Annotated in this window: 16 protein-coding genes and 1 riboswitch; of the genes, 6 read left to right on the top strand and 10 right to left on the bottom strand. The window is 73.0% G+C overall.

The genetic code is table 11. From position 1 onward, the window contains the following. Positions 1-260: 260 nt before the first annotated feature. The gene (locus ABD879_RS04850) at positions 261-1,592 is read right to left on the bottom strand and encodes a UDP-glucose dehydrogenase family protein (RefSeq protein WP_345017812.1); all 1,332 of its coding nucleotides are present in this window, start codon (positions 1,590-1,592) and stop codon (positions 261-263) included. Between the two features lie 522 nt (positions 1,593-2,114). Here ABD879_RS04850 and ABD879_RS04845 point away from each other — a divergent pair. Next, positions 2,115-3,947 (top strand): acyl-CoA dehydrogenase, encoded by a 1,833-nt coding sequence (locus ABD879_RS04845; protein ID WP_345017811.1) that lies wholly within the window; start codon positions 2,115-2,117, stop codon positions 3,945-3,947. Between the two features lie 80 nt (positions 3,948-4,027). Here ABD879_RS04845 and ABD879_RS04840 read toward each other — a convergent pair whose 3' ends face one another. Both ABD879_RS04840 and ABD879_RS04835 read right to left on the bottom strand, forming a co-directional pair. Next, positions 4,028-5,077: a CU044_5270 family protein gene (locus ABD879_RS04840; protein WP_345017809.1), complete on the bottom strand. Its 1,050-nt coding sequence runs from the start codon at positions 5,075-5,077 to the stop codon at positions 4,028-4,030. Beyond that, positions 5,070-5,669 (bottom strand): RNA polymerase sigma factor, encoded by a 600-nt coding sequence (locus tag ABD879_RS04835; RefSeq protein WP_345017808.1) that lies wholly within the window; start codon positions 5,667-5,669, stop codon positions 5,070-5,072. The genes ABD879_RS04840 and ABD879_RS04835 overlap by 8 nt, the downstream gene beginning before the upstream one ends. Before the next feature lie 171 nt (positions 5,670-5,840). Here ABD879_RS04835 and ABD879_RS04830 point away from each other — a divergent pair, with 171 nt between their 5' ends. Further along, positions 5,841-7,508, top strand: coding sequence for an OmpA family protein (locus ABD879_RS04830; RefSeq protein ID WP_345017807.1), 1,668 nt, complete (start codon positions 5,841-5,843; stop codon positions 7,506-7,508). A 50-nt stretch (positions 7,509-7,558) separates the two neighbouring features. On the opposite strand, the gene ABD879_RS04825 is transcribed toward ABD879_RS04830, so the two are convergent. From ABD879_RS04825 to ABD879_RS04810, 4 genes are all read right to left on the bottom strand, one after another. Continuing rightward, positions 7,559-8,971 carry a dihydrolipoamide acetyltransferase family protein gene (locus tag ABD879_RS04825; RefSeq protein ID WP_345017804.1) on the bottom strand — a complete coding sequence of 471 codons (1,413 nt, stop codon included), beginning with the start codon at positions 8,969-8,971 and terminating at the stop codon, positions 7,559-7,561. A gap of 5 nt (positions 8,972-8,976) precedes the next feature. Further along, complete coding sequence (locus tag ABD879_RS04820; RefSeq protein WP_345017802.1) at positions 8,977-10,005, bottom strand: alpha-ketoacid dehydrogenase subunit beta; 1,029 nt, start codon at positions 10,003-10,005, stop codon at positions 8,977-8,979. Beyond that, positions 10,002-11,132 (bottom strand): pyruvate dehydrogenase (acetyl-transferring) E1 component subunit alpha, encoded by a 1,131-nt coding sequence (gene pdhA, locus ABD879_RS04815; protein WP_345017800.1) that lies wholly within the window; start codon positions 11,130-11,132, stop codon positions 10,002-10,004. The genes ABD879_RS04820 and pdhA overlap by 4 nt, the downstream gene beginning before the upstream one ends. 243 nt (positions 11,133-11,375) lie before the next feature. After that, positions 11,376-12,995: a hypothetical protein gene (locus ABD879_RS04810; protein WP_345017798.1), complete on the bottom strand. Its 1,620-nt coding sequence runs from the start codon at positions 12,993-12,995 to the stop codon at positions 11,376-11,378. A 101-nt stretch (positions 12,996-13,096) separates the two neighbouring features. Between ABD879_RS04810 and purS the strand changes: the two genes are divergently transcribed. The 4 genes from purS to purL all read left to right on the top strand — a co-directional run bounded on the left by purS (position 13,097) and on the right by purL (position 18,335). After that, positions 13,097-13,348: a phosphoribosylformylglycinamidine synthase subunit PurS gene (purS, locus tag ABD879_RS04805; protein WP_285497477.1), complete on the top strand. Its 252-nt coding sequence runs from the start codon at positions 13,097-13,099 to the stop codon at positions 13,346-13,348. 425 nt (positions 13,349-13,773) lie between these two features. Next, complete coding sequence (locus tag ABD879_RS04800) at positions 13,774-14,220, top strand: ATP-binding protein (protein WP_345017834.1); 447 nt, start codon at positions 13,774-13,776, stop codon at positions 14,218-14,220. 295 nt (positions 14,221-14,515) lie between these two features. After that, the gene (gene purQ, locus ABD879_RS04795; protein WP_345017795.1) at positions 14,516-15,196 is read left to right on the top strand and encodes a phosphoribosylformylglycinamidine synthase subunit PurQ; all 681 of its coding nucleotides are present in this window, start codon (positions 14,516-14,518) and stop codon (positions 15,194-15,196) included. A gap of 847 nt (positions 15,197-16,043) precedes the next feature. Further along, the gene (gene purL, locus ABD879_RS04790) at positions 16,044-18,335 is read left to right on the top strand and encodes a phosphoribosylformylglycinamidine synthase subunit PurL (protein ID WP_345017833.1); all 2,292 of its coding nucleotides are present in this window, start codon (positions 16,044-16,046) and stop codon (positions 18,333-18,335) included. Positions 18,336-18,432: 97 nt separating this feature from the next. Here purL and ABD879_RS04785 read toward each other — a convergent pair whose 3' ends face one another. From ABD879_RS04785 to ABD879_RS04775, 3 genes are all read right to left on the bottom strand, one after another. Then, positions 18,433-19,377, bottom strand: coding sequence for a coiled-coil domain-containing protein (locus tag ABD879_RS04785; protein WP_345017793.1), 945 nt, complete (start codon positions 19,375-19,377; stop codon positions 18,433-18,435). Between the two features lie 3 nt (positions 19,378-19,380). Then, positions 19,381-19,556: riboswitch (cyclic di-AMP (ydaO/yuaA leader) on the bottom strand. 219 nt (positions 19,557-19,775) lie between these two features. Then, the gene (locus tag ABD879_RS04780; protein WP_345017791.1) at positions 19,776-20,945 is read right to left on the bottom strand and encodes a S8 family peptidase; all 1,170 of its coding nucleotides are present in this window, start codon (positions 20,943-20,945) and stop codon (positions 19,776-19,778) included. Between the two features lie 166 nt (positions 20,946-21,111). Continuing rightward, entirely contained in the window at positions 21,112-22,923 is a 1,812-nt protein-coding gene (locus ABD879_RS04775; protein ID WP_345017789.1) for a serine/threonine-protein kinase, read from the bottom strand. Between the last annotated feature and the right edge of the window lie 164 nt (positions 22,924-23,087).

Genomic DNA, 23,087 nt, shown 5'->3' with positions numbered 1-23,087 from the left:
GTGCCGTCGGCGCGTGTCCTGTGCGCGGTCGGCCCTGCGGCGCCCGGGGGCTAAGGCCTGTCCGGTGGATCATGGCGGGGGCGCAGCGGTGCGGTGGCCGGGGTGCTCCGGCCGGTGGTGACGGGCCGGGCCGGGCGCCGGGGCGGCGGTGCCGCACCTCACTTCGGGCAGCTCGATGCGGTTTCGGACCGTTTCGTTCTGTCGGCGGGGCGGCTTCACCGGAGGCGGACACGCGGCCGCCATGATCCACCGGATACGGCCTAGGAGCGGCCCAGGGCGCGGTATTCCCAGCCTGCTTCGCGCCAGCGGGCGGCGTCCAGGGCATGGCGGCCGTCCACTATGCGGCGGTGGGCGACGACCTCGGCCAGGGCGTCCGGGTCGATCTCGCGGAACTCCGACCACTCGGTCAGCAGCACCACGACGTCGGCGTCCCGGGCGACGTCCAGGGCGTTCTCGCCGTAGCGCAGCTCGGGGAAGGCGCGGCGGGCGTTGTCGAGGGCGGCCGGGTCGTACACCCGTACGTGCCCGCCCAGGCCGTGCATGGTACGTGCCACATCCAGCGCGGGCGCGTCGCGGATGTCGTCGGAGTTGGGCTTGAAGGCCGCGCCCCAGCAGGCGATGCGGTGCCCGGAGATCTGGCCGCCGAGCAGCTCGCGCACCAGGTCGACGGTGCGGGCGCGGCGCCGCCGGTTGATGGCGTCCACCTCGCGCAGGAACGACACCGCCTGGCCGACGCCGATCTCCTCGGCGCGGTGGGCGAACGCGCGGATGTCCTTGGGCAGGCAGCCGCCGCCGAAGCCGAGGCCGGGCTTGAGGAACTTGCCGCCGATCCGGTCGTCCAGGGCCAGCGAGTCGGCCAGGTCCTTGACGTCGGCGCCGACCGCCTCGCACACCTCGGCCATCGCGTTGATGTAGGAGATCTTGGTGGCCAGAAACGAGTTGGCGGCCACCTTGACCAGCTCGGCCGTGGCCAGGTCGGTGCGGATCACCGGGGTGCCCTGGTCCAGGACGGGCCGGAACGCCGCCCGCAGCTGCTGGTCGGCCCAGTCGGAGGCGACCCCGAAGACCAGCCGGTCGGGGTGCATGGTGTCGTCGACGGCGTAGCCCTCGCGCAGGAACTCGGGGTTCCACGCCAGCTCGACGGCCGTGCCGGCGGGGGCCAGCCGCTGCAGCCGCTCGGTGAGCTCGGCGGCGGTGCCGACCGGGACGGTCGACTTGCCCACCACCAGGGCCCGGCGGGCCAGGTGGGGGGCGAGGGAGTCGATCGCGGCGTTGACGTAGGTCAGGTCGCAGGCGTCCGAGCCGGGCTGCTGCGGGGTGCCCACGCAGATGAAGTGCACGTCGCCGAACTCCCCGGCCTCGGCGAAGGAGGTGGAGAAGCGCAGCCGGCCCGACTCCAGCGCCTTGGTGAGCAGTTCGGGCAGGCCGGGTTCGAAGAACGGCACCTCGCCGGCGGCCAGTTTGGCGATCTTGCGCTCGTCCACGTCGATGCCCAGGACCTCGTAGCCCAGGACGGCCATGCAGATCGCGTGGGTGGCGCCGAGGTAGCCGGTGCCGATGACGGTGAGCCTCGGGGACTCCGTCGGGTTCATGGGCGTTCTCCTTGTCGGGTACGGGGTGCGGCTGCGGGCGCCGGGTCACCGACGGAAACGACGGCCAGATAGCCGATCCTGCCTCAGCACGGCCCGGCGTTCGAACCCCCGGCCCGGACGGTTATGCGTCCCGCCGCCGATTCCGAGGCGCGTTCGGTCTCCGGCGGCCGGCGGTGCAGGGGCGGCGCGGTGCCGCGAACCTCCTCGTCGTGCGCTTGCCCTGGGGCGCGGCGGCGGATCCGGGGAGGGTGTACCCGCTGTTGGGCGTCCTGTTGCGGGCGAGATGACCGGTTTTCGGACGACCTCACAACACTGTGTGATTTGTATCACTTTTCGCCATTGTCGTCCGATGTCTAGTGGTCCGTCCTCCGGAATCGCATTCGGAATGTGTGGTCGGCACTGGTTACCAGCGGGTAGCATTGGGGTGTTACCGACCAGTACGTTACGAACGCCATACCGTCACCCGGGAGGTCGGTCGGGGTCGTTGCCCGCCGCCGCCACCGGCCAAGGCAAGGAGCTTCGATGGGGCACTACAAGAGCAACCTCCGGGACCTGGAGTTCAACCTCTTCGAGGTCCTCGGACGCGGCGAGGTCCTCGGCACCGGACCGTTCGCCGAGGTGGACGCCGACACCGCCCGCAGCATCCTGGAGGAGGTCGAGCGGCTGGCCTCCGGCCCGCTGGCGGAGTCCTTCGCCGACGCCGACCGCAACCCGCCGGTGTTCGACCCGGCCACCAGCTCGGTCACCATGCCGGAGAGCTTCAAGAAGTCCTTCCAGGCGTGGATGGACGCCGAGTGGTGGCGGCTGGAGCTGCCCGAGGAGCTCGGCGGCAACAACGCGCCCCGCTCGCTGTGCTGGTCGGTCGCCGAGATGGTGCTGGGCGCCAACCCGGCCGTCTGGATGTTCGGCAGCGGCCCCGCCTTCGCCCGGCTGCTGCACCAGATCGGCACGCCCGAGCAGAAGCGGTTCGCCGAGCTGGCCATCGAGCGGCGCTGGGGCTCCACCATGGTGCTGACCGAGCCGGACGCCGGCTCCGACGTCGGCGCGGGCCGCACCAAGGCCGTGGAGCAGCCCGACGGCACCTGGCACATCGAGGGCGTCAAGCGCTTCATCACCTCGGCCGAGCACGACATGGCCGAGAACATCTTCCACCTGGTCCTGGCCCGTCCCGAGGGCGCCGGCCCGGGCACCAAGGGCCTGTCGATGTTCCTGGTGCCCAAGTACCTGGTCGATCTGGAGACCGGTGAGCTGGGCGACCGCAACGGCGTGTACGTCACCAACGTCGAGAAGAAGATGGGCCTGAAGGTCTCCACGACCTGCGAGCTGACCTTCGGCGAGAAGCACCCCGCCATCGGCTACCTGGTCGGCGGCGTGCACGACGGCATCCGGCAGATGTTCATGGTCATCGAGCACGCCCGGATGATGGTCGGCACCAAGGCCATCTCCACCCTGTCCACCGGGTACCTGAACGCGCTGGAGTTCGCCAAGGAGCGCGTGCAGGGCGCGGACATGACCCAGATGACCGACAAGACCGCCCCGCGCGTCACCATCACCCACCACCCCGACGTGCGGCGCAGCCTGATGACGCAGAAGGCCTACGCCGAGGGCATGCGGGCGCTGGTGCTCTACACCGCCACCTACCAGGACGCGGTGCAGATCGCCGAGCACGAGGGCCGCAAGGACGAGCAGGCCGAAAAGCTCAACGACCTGCTGCTGCCGATCGTCAAGGGCTTCGGCTCCGAGCGCGCCTACGCCCTGCTCGGCTCGGACTCGCTGCAGACCTTCGGCGGCTCCGGCTTCCTGCAGGACTACCCGGTCGAGCAGTACATCCGCGACTCCAAGATCGACACCCTGTACGAGGGCACCACCGCGATCCAGGGCCAGGACTTCTTCTTCCGCAAGATCCTGCGCGACCAGGGCGCCGCGCTGACCGTGCTGGCCGACCAGATCCGCGAGTTCGCCGCCGGCGACGCGGGCAACGGCCGCCTCAAGAGCGAGCGCGCCGCCCTCGCCCGGGCCCTGGAGGACTTCCAGGGCATCCTGCAGCCGATGATCGGCTGGGCGATGGCCTCCATGGAGAACCCGCGCGAGCTGTACAAGGTCGGCCTGAACACCACCCGCCTGCTGCTGGCCGCCGGCGACGTGGTGGTGGCCTGGCTGCTGTGCCGCCAGGCCGAGGTCGCCCTGGCCAAGCTGGCCGGCGACGTCTCCGCCGCCGACAAGGCGTTCTACCAGGGCAAGGTCGCCGCGGCGCAGTTCTTCTGCGCCAACGTGCTGCCGCGCCTGGCCGGCGAGCGCGCCGCCGCCGAGGCCACGACGCTCGACGTCATGGAGCTCCCCGAGGACGCCTTCTGACATCGGCCTCCGCCTCCCGGAGCGGTCGCGGGCCCCGTCGCCGTCGCCGGTGACGGGGCCCGCCCGCGTCCGCTAGCGGTTCACCGGTGGGGCTTGGCCTGCGGGGCCCGGTCGGCGACCGAGACCTTCAGCAGGGCCGTGGACGTCAGCACCGACCCGACCGGCGCCTCGGCCTTGGCCGCGTCGGTGACGACCTCGCGTTCGCCGAGGTAGCGGTAGGTGCGCCGGTCGAAGATGTACTCGTGCCGGCTGCCGCCGATGACCTTGGCGGCGGCGATGCCCTTGCGGCCCGCCGCGTCCACCGCGTCGTCGATCGTGGTGACGCCGGGGATCGCCGCGGCGGCCCGGAACAGCGCGGCCCGCTGCGCCGCGGGCATGTACGCCTCCGTCAGCAGGCTGCCGACCCGCTGCCAGGCTTCGATGTCGGCCTCCGGGCCCGTGCCGAGGCGGGTGTAGAGGTGCTCGTACATCTTCTGCGGGTCGGTGGGCAGGCGGCTGGTGTAGGCGTAGTCGTTGCGCAGGTACTCCACCCGGTTGTCGAAGTCGGCGAGCTTCTCCGGGCCGTTGCTCGGTTCGGTCTGGTACGCCTCCGGCGGGATCGGCCACCCCGGGTAGGGCTTGGGCGACAGCCTCTTGCCCTCGATGACGCCCTTCGTCGCGTCGCCCTCCACGGGCAGCCACACCTTGCGGTAGCCGCGTTCCAGGTAGCGCGAGTGGCCCTTGGCGGTGTTCAGCTCGGCGGGGTTCATCGTCTGGGACTCGAACACCAGGTACTGACCGGGCTTGGGGTGCAGCTCGGGGAACTTGCCGGCGTTGTCGGCGGCGCGGGTGAGCACCTCGGACGCCGCCACGGGCATGATGCGCGTGACCTGCTCCGGCTGGCGCTGCGCCGGCTCGTGGGACACCACCACGGCCCCGGCGGCCAGCGCCGCGGCGGCCAGCCCCCCGGCCAGGCCGATCGCCAGGCGGCCGCGGACGCGCCCCGGACCGCCGGCGCGGACGCGGCGGGCGGGAGCCGGGTCGGCCCCCGAGATCGCGGCCATCAGCCGCGCCTCCTCGGCGCGCAGGTCGTCCGGCCCCGGACGCGGAACCTCCGAGCGGAACCGGTCGAGCGCGGTCATCTCATCCATGGACCCTCTCCTCCCTGACGATCAGCGTGGGGTTGGTCTCGCCGAGTTCGCGGCGCAACTTCTTGCGCGCCCGGTTGATGCGCGAGCGCACCGTGCCGACCCGCACGCCCAGCGCCTGCGCGGCCTCCGGGTAGGTCAGGCCGCCCCAGGCCACCAGCAGCAGCGCGTCGCGGTGCCCCTTGGGCAGCGCCGCCAGCGCCCCGGCCAGGCGCGGCCCGTGCGCCTGCGCGCTGACCCGCTCGTCGCTGCGTTCGGTGAACGGCGCCGTGACGGGGTCGGCTCCGGTGCGCTCGGCGGCGCGCAGGTGGCGCACCTCCTCGCGGACGTACCGGCGGATCAGGTTGGTGGCGATCCCGTACAGCCACGGACGCGCGTCGCGCCGGGCCAGGTCGTAGCGGTCGCGCTGGCGGAACGCGTTGAGGAAGGTCTCGGCCACCACGTCTTCGGCGGCGTCGCGTCCCAGCCTGCGGGTGACGTACCGCTTGAGGTCGGGGGCGTGGCGGCGGAACACCTCCGCGAACGCCTCCGGATGGCTCCGGGACCGTTCGATCGCGGAGGCGTCGTCGGCCCCCGGCGGGCTCGTTTCGCTCATTGTGGGCCTCTCGGCTTCTGGTCGGTACATCCCTTGTTGCCGAGCGGCGCCGGAACGGTTCCCTGCCGGTCGGCGCGGTCTCCGCAAGCGGCGGCGTGGGGGTGTCGCCCGGGCGGGTGGGCGTCGCTAGGGTGTCCCGCGACCGAGTCGCTGTCGGAAGCGGAAGGCCCCATGGCAGTGCGCAGACCCGTCCTCGCATCGGCCGTCCCGTTGACCGCCGTACTGATCATGACCGCGGGCTGCTCCGACTCCGGCCCCGCGGCCGTTAGGGTGGACCCGCCCCGCGCGCCGGGCGGCCCGGCGACCGCGTCGGCGGCGGGCGGCGGCATGGTCAAGGAGGGCTGGTTCGGCGGGGCGGACGGGCTGCACGCCCGCGTCGAGGTCAAGGGCGTCGAGCGGCAGGCGGCCCGGTCGGTGCTGCGCCTGGCCCTCACGCCGCTGGCGTCCGCCACCCCCTCGGCCGGTGCCTCCGGCGGCGCGGGCGCCACCATGCCGTTCGCCGTCTCGCTGCTGGACCCGGTGGGCCGCAGGTTCTACCGGCCGCTGACGGGCGGGCAGCCGGCGCAGCTCACCGTGGGCGCCGCCCAGGAGCTGGCCATCGAGTACCCGCCGCTGCCGCAGGACGTCCAGCGCGTCACGGTGATCACGCCCGGGACGGCCGGCGAGTTCACCGGGGTCCCGGTCACCGCCGGCACCCCGACCGGCACCGGCACGGGCCCGGGTACCGGCACGAGCCCTGGCATCAGCACGAGCCCAGGCACCGGAACGGTGCCCGGGGGCGGCCTTGGGAGGGGCTTCGGCGCCGTTCCGGTCGGGACGACCACGAGCCCGCCCACCCCGTCCACGCCCACCCCGTCCACGACACCGCCTGGCACGACGTCGCCGAGCGGCGGCGCGACCGACCTCTACAGCATCACCGAGGGCGAGACCCGCGACGTGACCTCCAGCCCGTCCGACGAGACGCTCAGCCTGCGCGCGGACGTGCTGTTCGAGTCCGGCTCCGACAAGCTGTCCGCACGCGCCGGGCAGGTGCTCGACCAGGCGGCCGCCGACATCCGGCGCACCATCAGCGCCACCGACCGCGCCATCGCCATCGACGGCCACACCGACGGCGCCGGGGACGCCTCGCGCAACCTCGACCTGTCGCGGCGCCGCGCCCAGGCCGTGGAGAAGGAGCTGAAGAAGCGGCTCGGCGACACGTTCACCTACACGGCCACCGGCAAGGGCAAGGCCGACCCTGTCGCCAAGGAGGGCGGCTCCGGCGACGCGGCGGCCCGCGCCCGCAACCGCCGCGTGGAGATCTCCTACAAGGTGCAGCAGGGGGCCGCCACCGGCACCCCGTCCGCGACCGCCACCCCGTCCGCGACGCCCAGCGCGTCGCCGACGTCCTCGGCCACACCCGCGACGTTCCGGGCCCAGGACGGGACCACCGTGGCCAGCCGCACCGGACGGTTCGGGCAGGCCACACGGCGGCTGAACGTCAAGCCGTTCTACCGCGACGGCTCCTACCTGGTGGCCGTCTTCGAAATCGTCAACGAGGGTCCGGGCGACACCCCGCCGGACGCCTCGTACGCCCACCAGGACTACCCGGGAGGCGCCTTCACCGCGTTCTCCGTGAGCGTGCCGGGAGGCAAGGACGTCTACCGCGCCGTACGCATCGGGGCCGCCGCCCCCGGCGCGTACGCCTCCTACGTCGACCCGGGGCGCGCCACGTTCCGCACGGGCGTCGGGCAGCCGGCGCGAGGCTTCGTCTACCTGCCCGCGCCGCCCGGCGACGTCAAGAGGGTCACCTTCGACGCGGGCCCCTTCGGCAAGATCGACAACGTTCCGGTGAACTGACGCGCGCGGGGGCCGGGACGCGCGCCGCGCCCCGGCCCCCGCCGGGCCCGTCAGGACCAGGCGATCATGTGCAGCGGGTCCTCCAGCATGTCGCCGACGTCCCGCAGCACCTTCGAGCCCAGCTCGCCGTCGATGATGCGGTGGTCGAACGACAGCGCCAGCGTGGCGACCTTGCGGACCGCCAGCTCGCCCTGGTGCACCCACGGCATGTCCCGGATCTGGCCGACGGCGAGGATGGCCGCCTCGCCGGGCGTCAGGATCGGGGTGCCCGCGTCGACGCCGAACACGCCGACGTTGGTGATGGTGATCGTGCCGCCGGTCAGGTCGGCCGGGGACGCCTTGCCCGCGCGGGCCGTGTCCACCAGCTCGTTCAGCGCCCGCGCCAGCTCCGGCAGCGACTTGGCGTGCGCGTCCTTGACATTGGGCACCAGCAGGCCGCGCGGCGTGGCCGCGGCGATCCCCAGGTTCACGTACGGCTTGACGACGATCTCGGCCGCGTCGCCCTCGCCGACCCAGGAGGAGTTGGCCATCGGATGCCGCCGCACGGCGATCAGCAGCGCCTTGGCCACCAGCAGCAGCGGCGACACCTTCACCCCGGCGAACTCGGGCAGCTCCCGCAGCCGCCGCACCGCGTCCATGGTGGCGGTCATGTCCACCTGCAGCCACTCGGTGACGTGCGGCGCGGTGAACGCCGACCCGACCATCGCCGCCGCCGTGCTGCGCCGCACGCCCCGCACCGGGATCCGCTCCTCGCCGCCCCGCGGGGCGGGCGCGGGCGCCTGCGGCGCGGCCGGGACGCGCGGCGCGGCCGCGGCCGCGGCGGCGGCCTGGACGTCGTCGCGGGTGATGGACCCGGCCGGGCCCGTCCCCGTGATCGTCGCCAGGTCCACGCCCAGGTCCTTGGCCATCTTCCGCACCGGCGGCTTGGCCAGGACGCGCTTGTCCACAGGCTGTGGACGGCCGTTGGGGCGGGAGGCCGGAGCGGGCGCGGGGGTGCGGCGCGGACGGCGCCTGGTCGCCCCCGGCTTGACCCCGTACCCGACGAGCACCGGCTGGCGCTTGGGCTCCTCCGGCTGCACCATGCCCGGCTCGTCCGGGGCCGGCACCGGCGCCTCCTGCACCGCCTCCGCCTCGGGAGCGGGCGCGGCGGCCCCTGCGGCAGCCCCTGCGGCGGCCCCTGCGTCGGCCTGCGAAGCGGCCTCGGACGCGGCCTCGCCGCCCGAGACGTCCACCGAGATGATCGGGGTGCCGACGTCCACCGTCTCGCCCTCGGCGACCAGCAGGCCCGCCACCACGCCCTCGAACGGGCAGGGCAGCTCCACGATCGCCTTGGCGGTCTCGATCTCCACGATCGTCTGGTTGACCTCGACCCGGTCGCCCGGCGCCACATGCCACTTGACGATCTCGGCCTCGGTCAGGCCCTCGCCCACGTCGGGCAGGTTGAACTGCTTGACCTCGCTCATGACCCCTACCACGCGAACGTCCGGTCCACCGCGTCCAGCACCCGGTCCAGGTCGGGCAGGTAGTGCTCCTCCAACCGGGACGGGGGGTACGGGGTGGAGAAGCCGCCCACCCGCAGCACCGGCGCCTCCAGCCGGTAGAAGCACCGCTCGGTGATCCGCGCGGCCAGCTCGGCGCCGTACCCGGAGAACACCGGCGCCTCGTGCACCACCACGCACCGGCCGGTGCGCTCCACCGACGCGACCACAAGGTCGACGTCCAGCGGGTTCAGCGAGCGCAGGTCGACGACCTCCAGCGACCGGCCCTCCTCGGCGGCCGCCGCGGCGGCCTCCAGGCAGGTCTTGACCATCGGCCCGTACGCCAGCACCGTGACGTCCTCGCCCGGCTGGACGACGCGGGCGCGGTGCAGCGGCGTCCAGCTCTCGGGGGCGGCGGCGACGTCGACGGGGGCCTTGTCCCAGTAGCGGCGCTTGGGCTCGAAGAAGATCACCGGGTCGGGGGAGGCGACCGACTGCTGGATCATCGTGTACGCGTCGGCCGGGTTGGAGCAGGCCACCACGCGCAGGCCCGCGGTGTGCGTGAAGTACACCTCGGGCGACTCGCTGTGGTGCTCCACCGCGCCGATGCCGCCGCCGCACGGGATCCGCACCACGACCGGCAGGCTCACCGCGCCCAGCGACCGCATCCGCATCTTCGCCAGCTGGGTGATGATCTGGTCGGCGGCGGGGAACACGAACCCGTCGAACTGGATCTCCACGACCGGCCGGTAGCCGCGCAGCGCCAGCCCGATCGCGGTGCCGACGATGCCCGACTCGGCCAGCGGCGTGTCGATCACCCGCTCCTCGCCGAAGTCCTTCTGCAGGCCGTCGGTGACCCGGAAGACGCCGCCGAGCTTGCCGACGTCCTCGCCCATCACCAGGACCTTGGGGTCGTTCTCCATGGCCTTGCGCAGGCCCTCGTTCAGCGCCTTGCCCAGCGTCAGCGTCTCGGCGGCCGGCGCGGCGGCGGCGCGGGCGGTCCCGGTCTCGGTCGTCACGACGACACCTCCTCGAAGGACGCCAGGTAGGCGGCGAACTGCTCCTGCTCCTCGGTCATCAGCGGGTGGGCGTCGGCGTAGACGTCGGCGAAGATGTCCATCGGCCCGGGGTCGGGCATCGCCAGGCACGCCTTGCGCAGGTCCATCGCGATCTGCTTGGCCTCGGCGTCGATCTCCTCGAAGAAGGCGGCGTCGGCCATGTCGCCGCGCACCAGGTACGCCTTGACCCGCTCGATCGGGTCCTTGAGCTTCCACGCCTCCTCCTCGGCCTTGAGGCGGTAGCGCGTGGGGTCGTCGGTGGTGGTGTGGGCGCCCATCCGGTAGGTGTACGCCTCGATCAGCGTCGGGCCCTGGCCGGTGCGGGCCGCCTCCAGCGCCTTGCGCGTCACGGCCAGGCAGGCGAACACGTCGTTGCCGTCCACCCGCAGGCCGGGGAAGCCGTAGCCCTGCGCGCGCCGGTACAGGGGGATGCGCGACTGCTTCTCCAGGGGCTCGGAGATGGCCCACTGGTTGTTCTGGCAGAAGAACACGACGGGCGCGTTGAACACCGAGGCGAACACGAACGACTCGTTCACGTCCCCCTGCGAGGTGGCGCCGTCGCCGAAGTAGGCGATGGTCGCGCCCGCGTTGGGCGTGCCCAGCACACCGTCGCGCTGGACGCCCATGGCGTAGCCGGTCGCGTGCAGCGTCTGGCTGCCGATCACGATCGTGTAGAGGTGGAAGTTGTGCTCGGCCGGGTCCCAGCCGCCGTGGTTCACGCCACGGAACAGCCCGAGCAGCTTCAGCGGGTCGACGTCGCGGCACCAGGCCACGCCGTGCTCGCGGTAGGTGGGGAACACCATGTCGTGCTCGCCGAGCGCCCGCCCGGAGCCGATCTGCGCGGCCTCCTGGCCGAGCAGTGAGGCCCACAGGCCCAGCTCGCCCTGGCGGGTGAGGGCCACCGCCTCCCGGTCGATCCGCCGGACGATCACCAGGTCGCGGTACAGGCCGCGGACCTGCTCGGGCGTCAGGTCGAGCGGGTAGTCGGGATGCTCGACGCGCTCCCCCTCGGGGGTGAGCAGCTGGATGAGCTCGGGTTCGGCGAGCTCGCGGACGTCGGGTGCGCCGCGCGCGGAGTCGATCGCCATCGATGTCACTCCTCGATCGGGGCCGGAACGCGGGGTCGCCGCACGCCGGCCGGCGTCTGGGGCATGTCGCCCCAGGTAAGGGACGAATGCCGCAAAGCCATCGTGGCAGACATCACTCCCGGGGGCGCAAGACCTCGTCCGGCTCTTTTCTCCCCGTCGGCCGCTTCCCCGCCTGCACCGCGATTATGCGTGACCGGCGCTCCTACGAAGAGTGACAACAGCCGCGAGAAACAACAAAAGGCATCACTCTCGGGACAGGGCGCGGGTGATCCCGGCGGCCACCGTCAGGCCGAGGATGAACCCCGCCGCGACCAGGAGATTGGCGATCCACTGGTAGATGCCCTCGGGCGCGAACACCCGCTCCTGCCCCAGGTCGCCGACCGGCAGCAGCAGGTCGAGGGTGTAGAGGAAGGCGTTGAAGTGCGGGTGGTCGTCCTCGTTGAGGATCGGCGGGCGGTGCAGCGAGAACACGATGGTGCCGAACGCCAGCAGGCCCGCCAGCCAGCTCATCGCCCGGAACGGGCGGTAGCCGTAGCCGACCAGGATGTCCTGCAGCCAGCCGATGATCTTCCGGGGGACGCCCTGCGTGTCGCGGCTGGCCCGGGCCTTGGCCAGCAGCACCGTGCGCCCGTCGGCGTCCAGGCCCAGCGTCCGGTAGGTCTGGGCGAGCCGCTCGTAGGGCTGCGGCAGGTAGCCGTCGGTGTCGCGGCGCAGCCACTCCAGGCGCTGCCGGGCGTCCAGGGGCGGGTCCAGGTTCTCGTACTGCAGGCCGTCCAGCTGCATCCGCGCGGGCCACGTCGCCGGGTCGTCGCGCAGCAGGTTGATGCGCGCGTACGCCAGATCGACCACGCCCTCGACCTGCTCGGCCGGACGCAGCAGCACCTCCTCGGCCTGCAGGCGCTCCAGGTTCAGCGCGGTGCCGCTCTCGTTGCGCAGCCGGGCGCCGCTCAGGTTGAGCTCGCCCGACACCCGGGCCCCCGCGAAGCTCACCGCGCCCACCGCCGAGAAGCCGTCGGAGCAGTAGACGTCGGTCTCCACCTGCAGGTCGTCGGCGTTCAGCGCGGTCCGCTCGGGATGCGACAGCTCGGCGCCCACGAACGACAGGTAGCCGCCCACCCGCGCGCCGCGCAGCCGGATCTCCCCGCGCGCGGCGAACCCGCCGTCGCAGAACACGTTGGCGGCCACGTCCAGGCGGCTGGCGTACAGCGCGGCGCCCGACGGGTTGTGCAGCCGCGCCGTCCGGAAGATCAGCTGCCCGCCGACCCGGGCGCCCGGCAGCCGCACCTCGCCGGTGGCCGCGAACCCCCGGTCGCAGTAGACGTTGGCGTCGACCGAGAGCCGGTCGGCCAGCAGCGCGTCCCCGCCCGGGTTGGCCAGGTGCACGCCCGACATGTTGAGGATGCCGGTGATGTGCGCACCGTCCAGCCACACTCCGCCGGAGATCCGGCTGCCCTCCAGCCACAGGTGCCCGTCCACCCGGGTGCCGGACGCCACCAGCCCGGGCAGGCGGCAGCCCATCAGGTGGACGCTGTTCATGCTCGCCCAGTACAGGTGCGGGGCCTCGTCGAACGCGCAGCGGGTCAGCACCAGCGGCACCGTCACCTCGGCGTGCCCCAGGTTGAGCGACCCGACGATGCGCGCGCCGGTCAGCCGCAGCGCCGCCACCTGCCCCGGCTCCGGTTCGACCGCGCCCACCAGCAGCGCCACCAGCACCTCGGCCCGGATCACCCGGTCGACGCCCCACCGCTCGGCCTGGGCGGGGTCGTCGTAGCCGGGGTCGCCGGTGGACAGATCGACCACCTCCCCGCGGGGGAACGCCTGCCACAGACGGCGTTCGGGGGGAGACAGCTCCTCGACGTTCATTCGGACGGCTCCGCGCTGGCTCGGGGGCGTGACCTGTCGGAGGTAATGGTGCCGTACGCTTCAACGCGACAGTGAAAGCCCAGATCAGTGAGGGGGCAGTCGTGGCGCGGGTCGTGGTCGACGTCATGCTCAAGCCGGAAATCCTCGATCCCCAGGGCCAGGCGATCGCGCGCAAGCTGCCGCAGCTCGGCTTCGACGGCGTGACCGCCGTCCGCCAGGGCAAGCGCTTCGAGGTGGAGCTGGACGGCCCCGCCGACGAGGCGGCCGTGGAGCGCGTCCGGCAGATCGCCGGCACCCTGCTGGCCAATCCCGTCATCGAGACCTACGAGGTCCGCGTCCTGCAGGAGGACTGACCGGCCCCCGCGACCGGCCCCGACCGGTTACGCTGTGTGGCGACCGGGGCGCCGCGCCCGGGGTTCGGGGGCCCGGTATGGCCGCCTCCGGTCAGCGGGGAATGTCAACCGGAATTCTTCGGGCGGACGCGGTCGTGAACGCGTCCGCTTTCTGGCCCGTTCCAATTCCAAGCGGTGCGGGAAAAGGAGGCTCCAGCGGGGCCGGAGGGGCGCCCGCGGGGCCGCCACGCTCGGCCGATGCGGCGGATCCGATGGGGCGATTCGGTCGTTCTGGCCACCTGGAGTTCATGAAAAGTCCGGCCAGTATAACGATTACGGAAGTTTCCGTCGGGGAAGCCTTAGGTCCGATTGAGTACGACGAGCGCGGTCCGGGTCCGGGGGTCGACCAGGGGGGCCTGGGGATGACACGAGGTGACCGGGTGGACATGAAGCTCTCGCTCGCAATGCCCCGGGAGGCGCTGAGCGTCCCGGTGATCCGCCGGGTGGTGGGGGACGCGCTGCGCGGACTGGGCGTGGCCGAGGACTGCGTCGCCGACGTACTGGTGGCCGCCTCCGAGGCGTGCACGAACGTCGTCCAGCACGCCCGCGCGGGCGCCGAGTTCGAGGTCGCCGGATGGGTGGACCACGGCAGCTGCGTACTGCGGATCAAGGACTGGGGGCGCGGTCCGCGCCGCCCGGCACCCCGTACGGAATTGGGCGATTTGTCCGAATCTGGGCGCGGTATTAGGATCATGCGCGCGCTGGTGGACGACCTCAGCATCGACGCCGGCCCCGACCGGGGCACCGTCGTTCACCTGCGCAAGCGGCTGACCTGGCAGGACGGAGCCCTGGTACGCCGCCTCGAACGACAGCTCGCACGCAGTGCCGGGTAGATTAGGGGCGTGCGCCGAGGCGGTTCCCCGTGCTCGCCGCCCTTCGGGGCGGCTGCGCCGGAGGCCCGTCGAGTCCACCCGGGGGGCGACCCCCGAACCGGCGCATATCGGGTGACCGGCGGCGCGGAACCGCCGGGACGGGCGGCCCGCCCGTCGCCCGTCGGCGGCTGCGTCGGCGCCGCGGTGTTCACCCGGGGGGTGACCCTCGGCCCCCGGACCCCCGAGCCGGGCGGCGACGACGCCGCCCGGGTCCCCGAGAACCTTGGCCGCCCTCATTGCGGAGGAAGACGAACAGATGGACGCTGCCCGGGTGGGGGTCATCACCTTCCCTGGATCCCTGGACGACCGTGACGCGGCACGCGCCATACGGCTGGCCGGGGCCGAACCCGTCGCGCTCTGGCACGCCGACCACGACCTGCGGGGGGTGGACGCGGTCGTGCTGCCCGGCGGCTTCTCCTACGGCGACTACCTGCGCGCGGGCGCCATCGCCCGGTTCGCGCCGCTGATGACCGAGGTCGTCGACGCCGCCAAGGGCGGGCTGCCGGTCCTCGGCATCTGCAACGGCTTCCAGGTGCTGTGCGAGTCGCACCTGCTGCCGGGCGCGCTGCTGCCCAACGCGGGACTGCACTTCGTCTGCCGCGACCAGCGGCTGCGCATCGACAACGCCGACACCGCCTGGACCACCGAGTACCGGGTCGGCCAGGAGATCGTCATCCCGGTGAAGAACCGCGACGGCCGCTACACCGCCGACGAGCGCACCCTCGCCGAGCTGGAGGACACCGGCCGCGTCGTGGCCCGCTACCTCGACCTGAACCCCAACGGCTCGCTCGGCGACATCGCCGGGATCTGCAACGAGGCGGGCAACGTGGTGGGCCTCATGCCGCACCCCGAGCACGCCGTGGAGTCGCTGACCGGACCGTCCACCGACGGGCTCGGCTTCTTCACCTCGATCGTCAAGAGGCTGGTCAACGCGTGACGGCGGCGGCGCGCGCGAGCGGGGGCAGGACATGAGCGACGAGCGGTGGACCAACGACGACCAGCGGGCCCCGGAGGGGAGCGGGATGACCGAGCGTGACGAACGGGTGCCGGGCGGCGGACCCGAGGACGCGGCCGGGGGCCCCGGCCCGCGGCAGGACACCGGCGAGCCGACGTTCGAGTGGTTCGCCGATCTGAAGTCCGACGCCGACGACCCCGAGCTGCAGCCCGTCAGCAACTCGGTGACGGCGGCGTTCGAGGCGATCGTGGAGGAGGACGCGCCGCGCGACGAGGCGGCCGAACCCGGCGCCGCCGGCCCCGCGGGCCCGGGCACGGGCCCGCTGCCTGTCGTGGGCGCGGAGCCCGGCCCCGGTACGGGCCCGCTGCCCGTCGTGGGGGCCGAGCCCGGCACGGGTGCCGCCCCGCAGCCTCCGGTGCCGCAGGGGCCGCCCACGGGCCCGCAGCCGGCCGTCCCGCCGGAGGGGCCCGGCACGGGTCCGCAGCCGGTGGTCCAGGAGGGCCCGCCGACGGGGCCGCAGCCCGCGGTCCCCGGCGAGGCCCCGGCCGCGCCGCAGCCCGCCGGGCCGGCGCAGCCGCCCGGGCCGCCGGTGGTGATGTCGCCGGACGCGGCCGAGGTGTTCGCCAAGGCGCTGGCCGCCGAGCGGCAGCAGTCGCCCGAGCCGCCCGCGCCGGACCACCCCGTCCCCGGCGAGCCCGCCGGCCCCGGCCCGTTCGCCGAGCCCGTCCCGGCGGCCGGAACCGCCGAGCCGACCGGCCCCCAGCCCGTCCCGCAGCCCGGTCCGCAGCCGGGCCCGGCCGACCCGGCGCGGCCCAAGCTGGCCACCGAGATGACCCCGCCGGACGAGCCCGTCACCGACACCGTCGAGATCGCCGCGGCCACCCCCGACCGGCCGCAGCCGTACGCCGAGCTGGGCATGAAGGACGAGGAGTACCGGCGGGTCCGCGAGATCCTCGGCCGCCGCCCCACCTCCGCCGAGCTGGCGATCTACTCGGTGATGTGGAGCGAGCACTGCTCCTACAAGAGCTCCAAGGTGCACCTGCGCCAGTTCGGCGAGAAGGCGCCCGAGACCGACGCGCTGCTGGTCGGCATGGGCGAGAACGCGGGCGTGGTCGACATCGGCCAGGGCTGGGCGGTGACGTTCAAGGTCGAGTCGCACAACCACCCGTCCTACGTCGAGCCGTACCAGGGCGCGGCCACCGGCGTCGGCGGCATCGTCCGCGACATCATGTCGATGGGCGCCCGCCCGGTCGCGATCATGGACTCGCTGCGGTTCGGGCCCGCCGACGCCCCCGACACCCAGCGGGTGCTGCCCGGCGTGGTGGCCGGCATCGGCGGCTACGGCAACTCCCTCGGCCTGCCCAACATCGGCGGCGAGACCGTCTTCGACCCCTGCTACGCGCAGAACCCGCTGGTCAACGCCCTGTGCGTGGGCGTGATGCGGCATGCGGACATCAAGCGGGCCGTGGCGCCGGGCCCGGGCAACCGGGTGATCCTGTTCGGCGCGGGCACCGGCCCCGACGGCATCGGCGGCGCCTCGGTGCTGGCCTCGGCCACCTTCGACGAGGAGTCGCAGGCCAAGCGGCCCAGCGTGCAGGTCGGCGACCCGTTCATGGAGAAGCTGCTGATCGAGTGCTGCCAGGAGCTGTTCCGCGAGGACCTGGTGGTCGGCATCCAGGACCTCGGCGCGGCCGGGGTGTCGTGCGCCACCACCGAGCTGGCGGCCGCGGGCACCGGCGGCATGCACATCGAGCTCGACTCCGTCCCGCTGCGCGATGCGACCCTGCGCCCCGAGGAGATCCTCATGAGCGAGTCGCAGGAGCGCATGATGGCGGTGGTCGAGCCCGCCAAGGTGGACCGGTTCCTGGAGATCTGCGCCAAGTGGGAGATCCCCGCCACCGTGATCGGCGCGGTCACCGACACCGGCCGGCTGGTGATGACCTGGCGCGGCGAGAAGATCGTCGACATTCCGCCGGGCACCGCCGCCGACGAGGGCCCGGTCTACCACCGGCCGTACGAGCCGCCGGCCGACCTGGCCGCGCTGCAGTCCGACACCCCGGGCCGGCTGACCCGCCCGAGCACCGCCGACGAGCTGCGCCGCACCGTGCTGTGGCTGGCCGGGTCGCCGAACCTGGCGAGCAAGACCTGGGTGACCTCGCAGTACGACCGGTACGTGCTGGGCAACACCGTCCTGGCCATGCCCGAGGACGCGGGCGTGCTGCGGGTGGACGACGAGTCGGGCCTGGGCATCGCGCTGTCGCTGGACGGCAACGGCCGCTACACCCGCCTCGACCCGTACTCGGGCGCGCAGCTGGCCCTGTCGGAGGCGTACCGCAACGTCGCCGCCACCGGCGCCCGCCCGCTCGCGGTCACCAACTGCCTGAACTTCGGCTCCCCCGAGGACCCGGGCGTGATGTGGCAGTTCGCCCGCGCCGTCGAGGGGCTGGCGGACGCCTGCCGCTACCTGGGCACCCCGGTCACCGGCGGCAACGTCAGCTTCTACAACCAGACCGGCACCACGCCGATCAACCCGACGCCGGTCGTGGGCGTGCTGGGCGTGCACGACGACGTGCGGCGCCGCGTCGGCATCGCGTTCAGCAGCGAGGGCGCCACGCTGGCGCTGCTGGGCCAGACCCGCGAGGAGTTCGGCGGCTCGGAGTGGGCGCACGTCGTCTACGGGCACCTGGGCGGCCTGCCGCCGAAGGTGGACCTGCCCGCCGAGGTCGCGCTGGCCTCGGTGCTGGTCGCGGCGGCCCGCGAGGGCCTGCTGTCGGCGGCGCACGACCTGTCCGACGGCGGCCTGTCGCAGGCGCTGGTCGAGTCGTGCCTGCGCGGCGGGCTGGGCGCCCGGATCACGCTGCCCGGCGATCCGTTCGTGTCGCTGTTCAGCGAGTCGGTGGCCCGCGCCGTGGTGGCGGTCCGGCCGGGCTCCGAGGGCCGTCTGGCGGCGCTGTGCGAGGCCGCCGGGGTCCCGGTCACCCAGCTCGGCGTGACGGGCGGCGACGCGCTGCACATCTCCGCGCGCGGCGCCGACGGGCAGCCGCAGGAGCTGTTCTCCATCCCGCTCGCCGAACTGCGCGAGACGCACGAGCACATCGTCCCCAGCTACGCCAACGACTGACCCGCGCCGCCGACCCGCACGACGAGAGAAGGCCGCCGGCCCGCTGCGAAGCGGACGGCGGCCTTCGCCGTTTCCGGGCGCGGTCGCCCGAACGTCCTCAGAACACCGAGATGTGGACGTGGTCGTAGTGGTTGGCGGTGATGCCGCCGCGGTCCTCCATGGTGCGCCAGCCGGGGCTGCGCATGTCGTAGATGCGCTGCCGCCAGATCACGTACTTGATGCCCAGGCGGTTGGCGTTGGAGATGGCGTACTGGGCCGTGCGGTCGCCGAGGGCCTTGCCGCTCGCCGACGGCATCGTGCCGCCGGTGCTGACCATGAAGTCGCAGGCGCGTCCGGTGGCGTGGTCCTGCGGGTCGCCGGTCATCCGCACGCAGCCGATGATCGGGAACGGGCCGAACTCGATGTCGATGGTGTTCTTGACGTTCAGCATGCGGGGGGTGACCCCGCCCATCCCGGAGCTGGGGGACTCGGGCTTGAACTTCTTGATCAGCGCCTGGACCTTGCGCTTTTGCGTGCGCAGTTCGGCGATGTCCTTCTCCAGCTCCTGGACCTTCTTCTCGTACTCCTCGCGCGCCTTCTTCTGCTCGGTCACCAGCTGCTCGATCTGGCGCACCTTGGCCGCCTGATTGGACGCCACATGGCTGGCCAGGCTGGCGTTGTTGAGCACGTTGTCGGGGTCGTCGCTGGCCAGCACCGCCACGGCCGGGTCGGTGGTGCCCGTCATGTACTGGGTGGCCGCCATCTGCGCCACGATGGTGCGCGCGCTGTCGAGGTCCCGCTGGAGCAGGCGCTGCTTCTGCCGGGCCTTCTGGATGCCGTACTGGGCGTCCTTCAGCTTGGCCAGGTCGCCGCCGTACTCCTTGTCGAGCTGGGCGATCTGCTTGTTCAGCTTGGTCAGCCGGCCGGTGTCACCCGGGTCCGCCTGGGCGGGCGCCATGCCCGCCGACGTCACCAAGACGGCCGCCGCGGTGACGGCGAGAGCCAAGGCGGGGCGCCGCATCCGCACGGCATGACGTGGGCGGGTGGAGCTCGGGCTCTCCACGTCGTCTCCTCTCCTGTGACGCCTACCGGGTTAGCTGACGGGTTCGGGCCGGGAGTCCGCCCTATCGCGGCGGAGCCGCGAATTCACCCCGGTGCCGACGTGACCTGGCTGGCCGCCCGGCGCTTGGGTCCCCGGTTCCCGTGCCGTAGTACGGCCGCGGGATTCGGCTGGCTCGGCCAGCCTGCAGATCGGTTTGCGATCATGCCCACCCCCAGTGGGCGAAGGCTACTGTAAGGAACCGGTCGGGTCTTGGCCAAGATTAGACCCAAGGGAAACCTTGGATGGCCGGGACTGCGAGACGAGACGCACCGCCGCCCCGCAGCGTAGCGCGTCGGGGGCGCGCACAGCGGGACCCCCGCCCGGGCGGGCGGGGGTCCCAAGCCGAGGTGCGGCTGCGGTCAAGCGGTGCCCTTGTAGAGCAGCCGGTTGGGCGTGCCCTTCGGCATGCGCTTGAGGCGGTTCTTGGTGGCGTTGCCGTTCAGCCACTTCTGCACGGTCGGGAACGTGGCGCTGCGGTGCGACTGCAGGTACAGCGCCGCCGCCCCGGCGACGTGCGGGGACGCCATGGACGTGCCGGTCATCGTGGCCGTCTTGCCGCCGAGGTAGGTCGACTTGATGCCGTAGCCGGGCGCGAAGATGTCCACGCAGCCGCCGTAGTTGGAGAAGGCGGCGCGGTTGTCGTAGACGGTGGTCGCGCCGACCGCCTGCACCCATCCGGCGCTCGCCGGGGAGACGTTGCAGGCGTTCCGGTTCTCGTTGCCCGCCGCGACGGCGACGAAGACGCCCGACTTGGACAGGTTCGTCACGGCCGTGTTGAGCGCGGTGGACTTCTTGCCGCCGAGCGACAGGTTGGCGACCGCGGGCTTGACGGCGTTCTTGCGCAGCCAGTCGACGGCGGCGATGATGTCCGACACCGTGCCGTAGCCCTCGCAGTCCAGCACGCGCAGCGACCGCAGGTTGACCTTCTTGGCCACCCCGTAGGTCTTGGATCCGATCGTGCCCGCCACGTGCGTGCCGTGCCCGTTGCAGTCCCAGCCGCTGCTGAAGGACGGGGCCTTCCACACCGACTTGGCGCGGCCCTCGAACTGCGGGTGCGACCACGCGATGCCGGTGTCGATCACGTAGGCGTTCACGCCCTTGCCGGTGTTCTTGTAGTAGTACGACTTCGACAGCGGCAGTTTGCGCTGGTCGATGCGGTCCAGCCCCCACGCGGGCGACTTCTGCGTGGTGGTGGCCCGGTAGATCTGGTCCTGCTCGATCGCGGCGACGTTGCGGTTGCGGCGCAGCTTGTCCAGCTGCGCGGCGCTGAGCTTGGCGGCGAAGCCGTTGAGCGCGCCTCCGAACCGCTGGACGGATCCGGCCTTCACCTGCCCGGCGGTGGTCGCCGCCGAGGCGCCGTCCTTGAGCGTGACGATGTACTTGCCCGGAACGGGGGTGCCCTGCGCGGCCGTCACCTGGACCCGGACGGGCTCGGGGACGGCGGCGAGGGAGAGCGGCGCGGCGACGACGACCAGACCGGCCGTGACCGCACCGGTGACGAGGATTCTTCGTGGGGGGACAGAGCGCACCGGGTCTCCTTTGCCTGCGACGCGCCCGCGGCCCCCGTGGCCAACCAAGATCCAGGGCGCGTCGACAAGCCGGTACTTTATTGGAGAACGACCGGTAATTCACTGTAAAAACCGGAAATTGGGCAAAAATCCGTCAGCCGATGTGTGCGGTGATTAATCCGGCCCGTCACCCGCGGGAGAGCCGGGCGTGATAGGTCGCCTTGCCGCTCGGGCTCGTCCACACGTACTGCAGCGTGCCGTCCTGCTGCCGGGTGATCTGCACGTTCCCGCTGGTGCACGGTTTGGCGATGGTCAGCGCCATGCGCAGCGTCCGGTTGGTGCCCTGCGTCAGCGTCAGCGTCCCCGAGCAGCGCTCCTTCGGGTAGAAGGCGCGGGCGGACGTCGCCCCGGACTCGAACTCCACCTGGATCGGGAACTGCGCCCCGCGCGCCGCGTTGATCGCCGTTCCCCGCCAGGAGCCCGCGAACGCCGGCGGGATCGCGCTGACCGGGCTGTCATCGCCGACCTGCGCCGCCGGATCGCTCTGCTGCGCCTCCTCCGCCGTGTCGCCGCGGAACTGCGGCCACAGCACCAGCGCGATGATCGCGATGCCCACCAGCACGCCGATCACCAGCGACGCCGCCACGCCCAGCACATGGTTGCTGGGACGCGGCAGCGACAGCCCGCCCGGCAGCCTGGGCAGGCGCGAGGCCAGGGCCGGACGCTCCGGCTCGGGCTCCAGGTGCAGGACGGCCGTGGCGTTGTGCTCACCCGCGCCCGGCCGCCCGCCGCTCTGCGGCTCCAGGCCGGGGACCAGGTGGGGCGTGAGCGCGGTCATGTCCGTCGCCGTGTCCTCCACGGGCGACGGCGCCGGTATGGCGGCCGGCGGCAGCGCCTGCGTCGCGTCTCCGCCGATGTCGTCGCGCACCGGCACCTGCACGGTGGCGCCGCCGCCGAAAGCCCCGAGTTCGGCCGTCTCGGGCGCCGCAGACGGCGTCTGCACGGCGGGCGTCGGCGTCTGTGCGGCGGCCGGGGGCGGCGGGGGCTGCACGGCCGCGGGGGCCTCCGTGGGAGGCGGCAGCTGCAGCGGCAGCACCTCCGGCGTGGTGACCACGGACGGCGACGGCGCGCTCAGCAGGTTCTGCGCCTCGGACACCAGCGGCGGCGGCGTCCGCGACGTCAGCGTCCCGTTCTCGCCCAGCAGCCGGTCCAGGATCTCCAGGGCCTCGGGACGGCTCCCCGGGTCCTTGGCCAGCGCGTCGGAGACCACGTCCCGCAGCGCCCCGGGCAGCGCCGACAGGTCCGGGTCGTCGTAGACGATCCGCTGCATGACCTCCGACGGCGACCCCTCCCCGAACGGCGGCGCGCCCGAGGCCGCGAACAGCAGCGTGGCGGCCCAGGCGAACACGTCCGCGGCCGGCCCGATGCCGATGCCGCTGAGCTGCTCGGGCGCCTTGTAGGCCGGATCGTCGCTGACCCGCCCGGTCGGCGTCGCGCACACCGTCTCCAACGCGCGCGTCACGCCCAGGTCCGTCACCATCGGGCCGTCCCGGCCCAGCAGCACGTTGCGCGGTTTGAGGTCGTGGTGCGCCGCCCCCGCCCGGTGCGCCGCCGCGATCGCCAGGATGGTGCCCGCGGCCAGCCGCTCCATCACCGCCCCGGCGCGCGGCCCCTCTTCGTCGACCAGCTGCTGCAGCGACGGGCCGTTGACGAACTCGCCGACCACGAACGGGCGGTCGCCCTCGACATCGGCGTCCAGGATCGCCGCGACGCACGGACCCGTCACCCGGCGCGCCGGCGCCAGCGCGCCGGTGAACCGCGCCCGGGCCGCCGGCTCCCCGCTCAGCCGCAGGTGCAGCAGCTTCACCGCGACCGAGCGCCCGGCCCCGTCCCGGCCGAGGAACACCGTGCCCTGCTCGCCCACGCCCAGCCGGCCGAGGATGTCGTGGCTGCCGATTCGGCGCGGATCACCGGGCTGCAGGGGCAGCGCCTCGGCCATCTTGCGAACCTCCGTGTCGTTGCGCCGGGCCTCCCCCCGGCAAGCCCCCCGTCTCCTGCTCCTTCCACCGGCCGGGTCACCGCCCCGGACCGCGCCCCCGCATCCGCCGTGTCGTGCTCCGTACCGCCTGTCGTGCCGTGGTCTGAACCGCTTCGTACCGACAA

It is taken from the genome of Actinomadura keratinilytica, from assembly GCF_039539665.1.
Taxonomy (GTDB): domain Bacteria; phylum Actinomycetota; class Actinomycetes; order Streptosporangiales; family Streptosporangiaceae; genus Spirillospora; species Spirillospora keratinilytica.
Note: the sequence above shows the minus strand (reverse complement) of the source record. Positions and strands in the feature narration are given on the sequence as shown.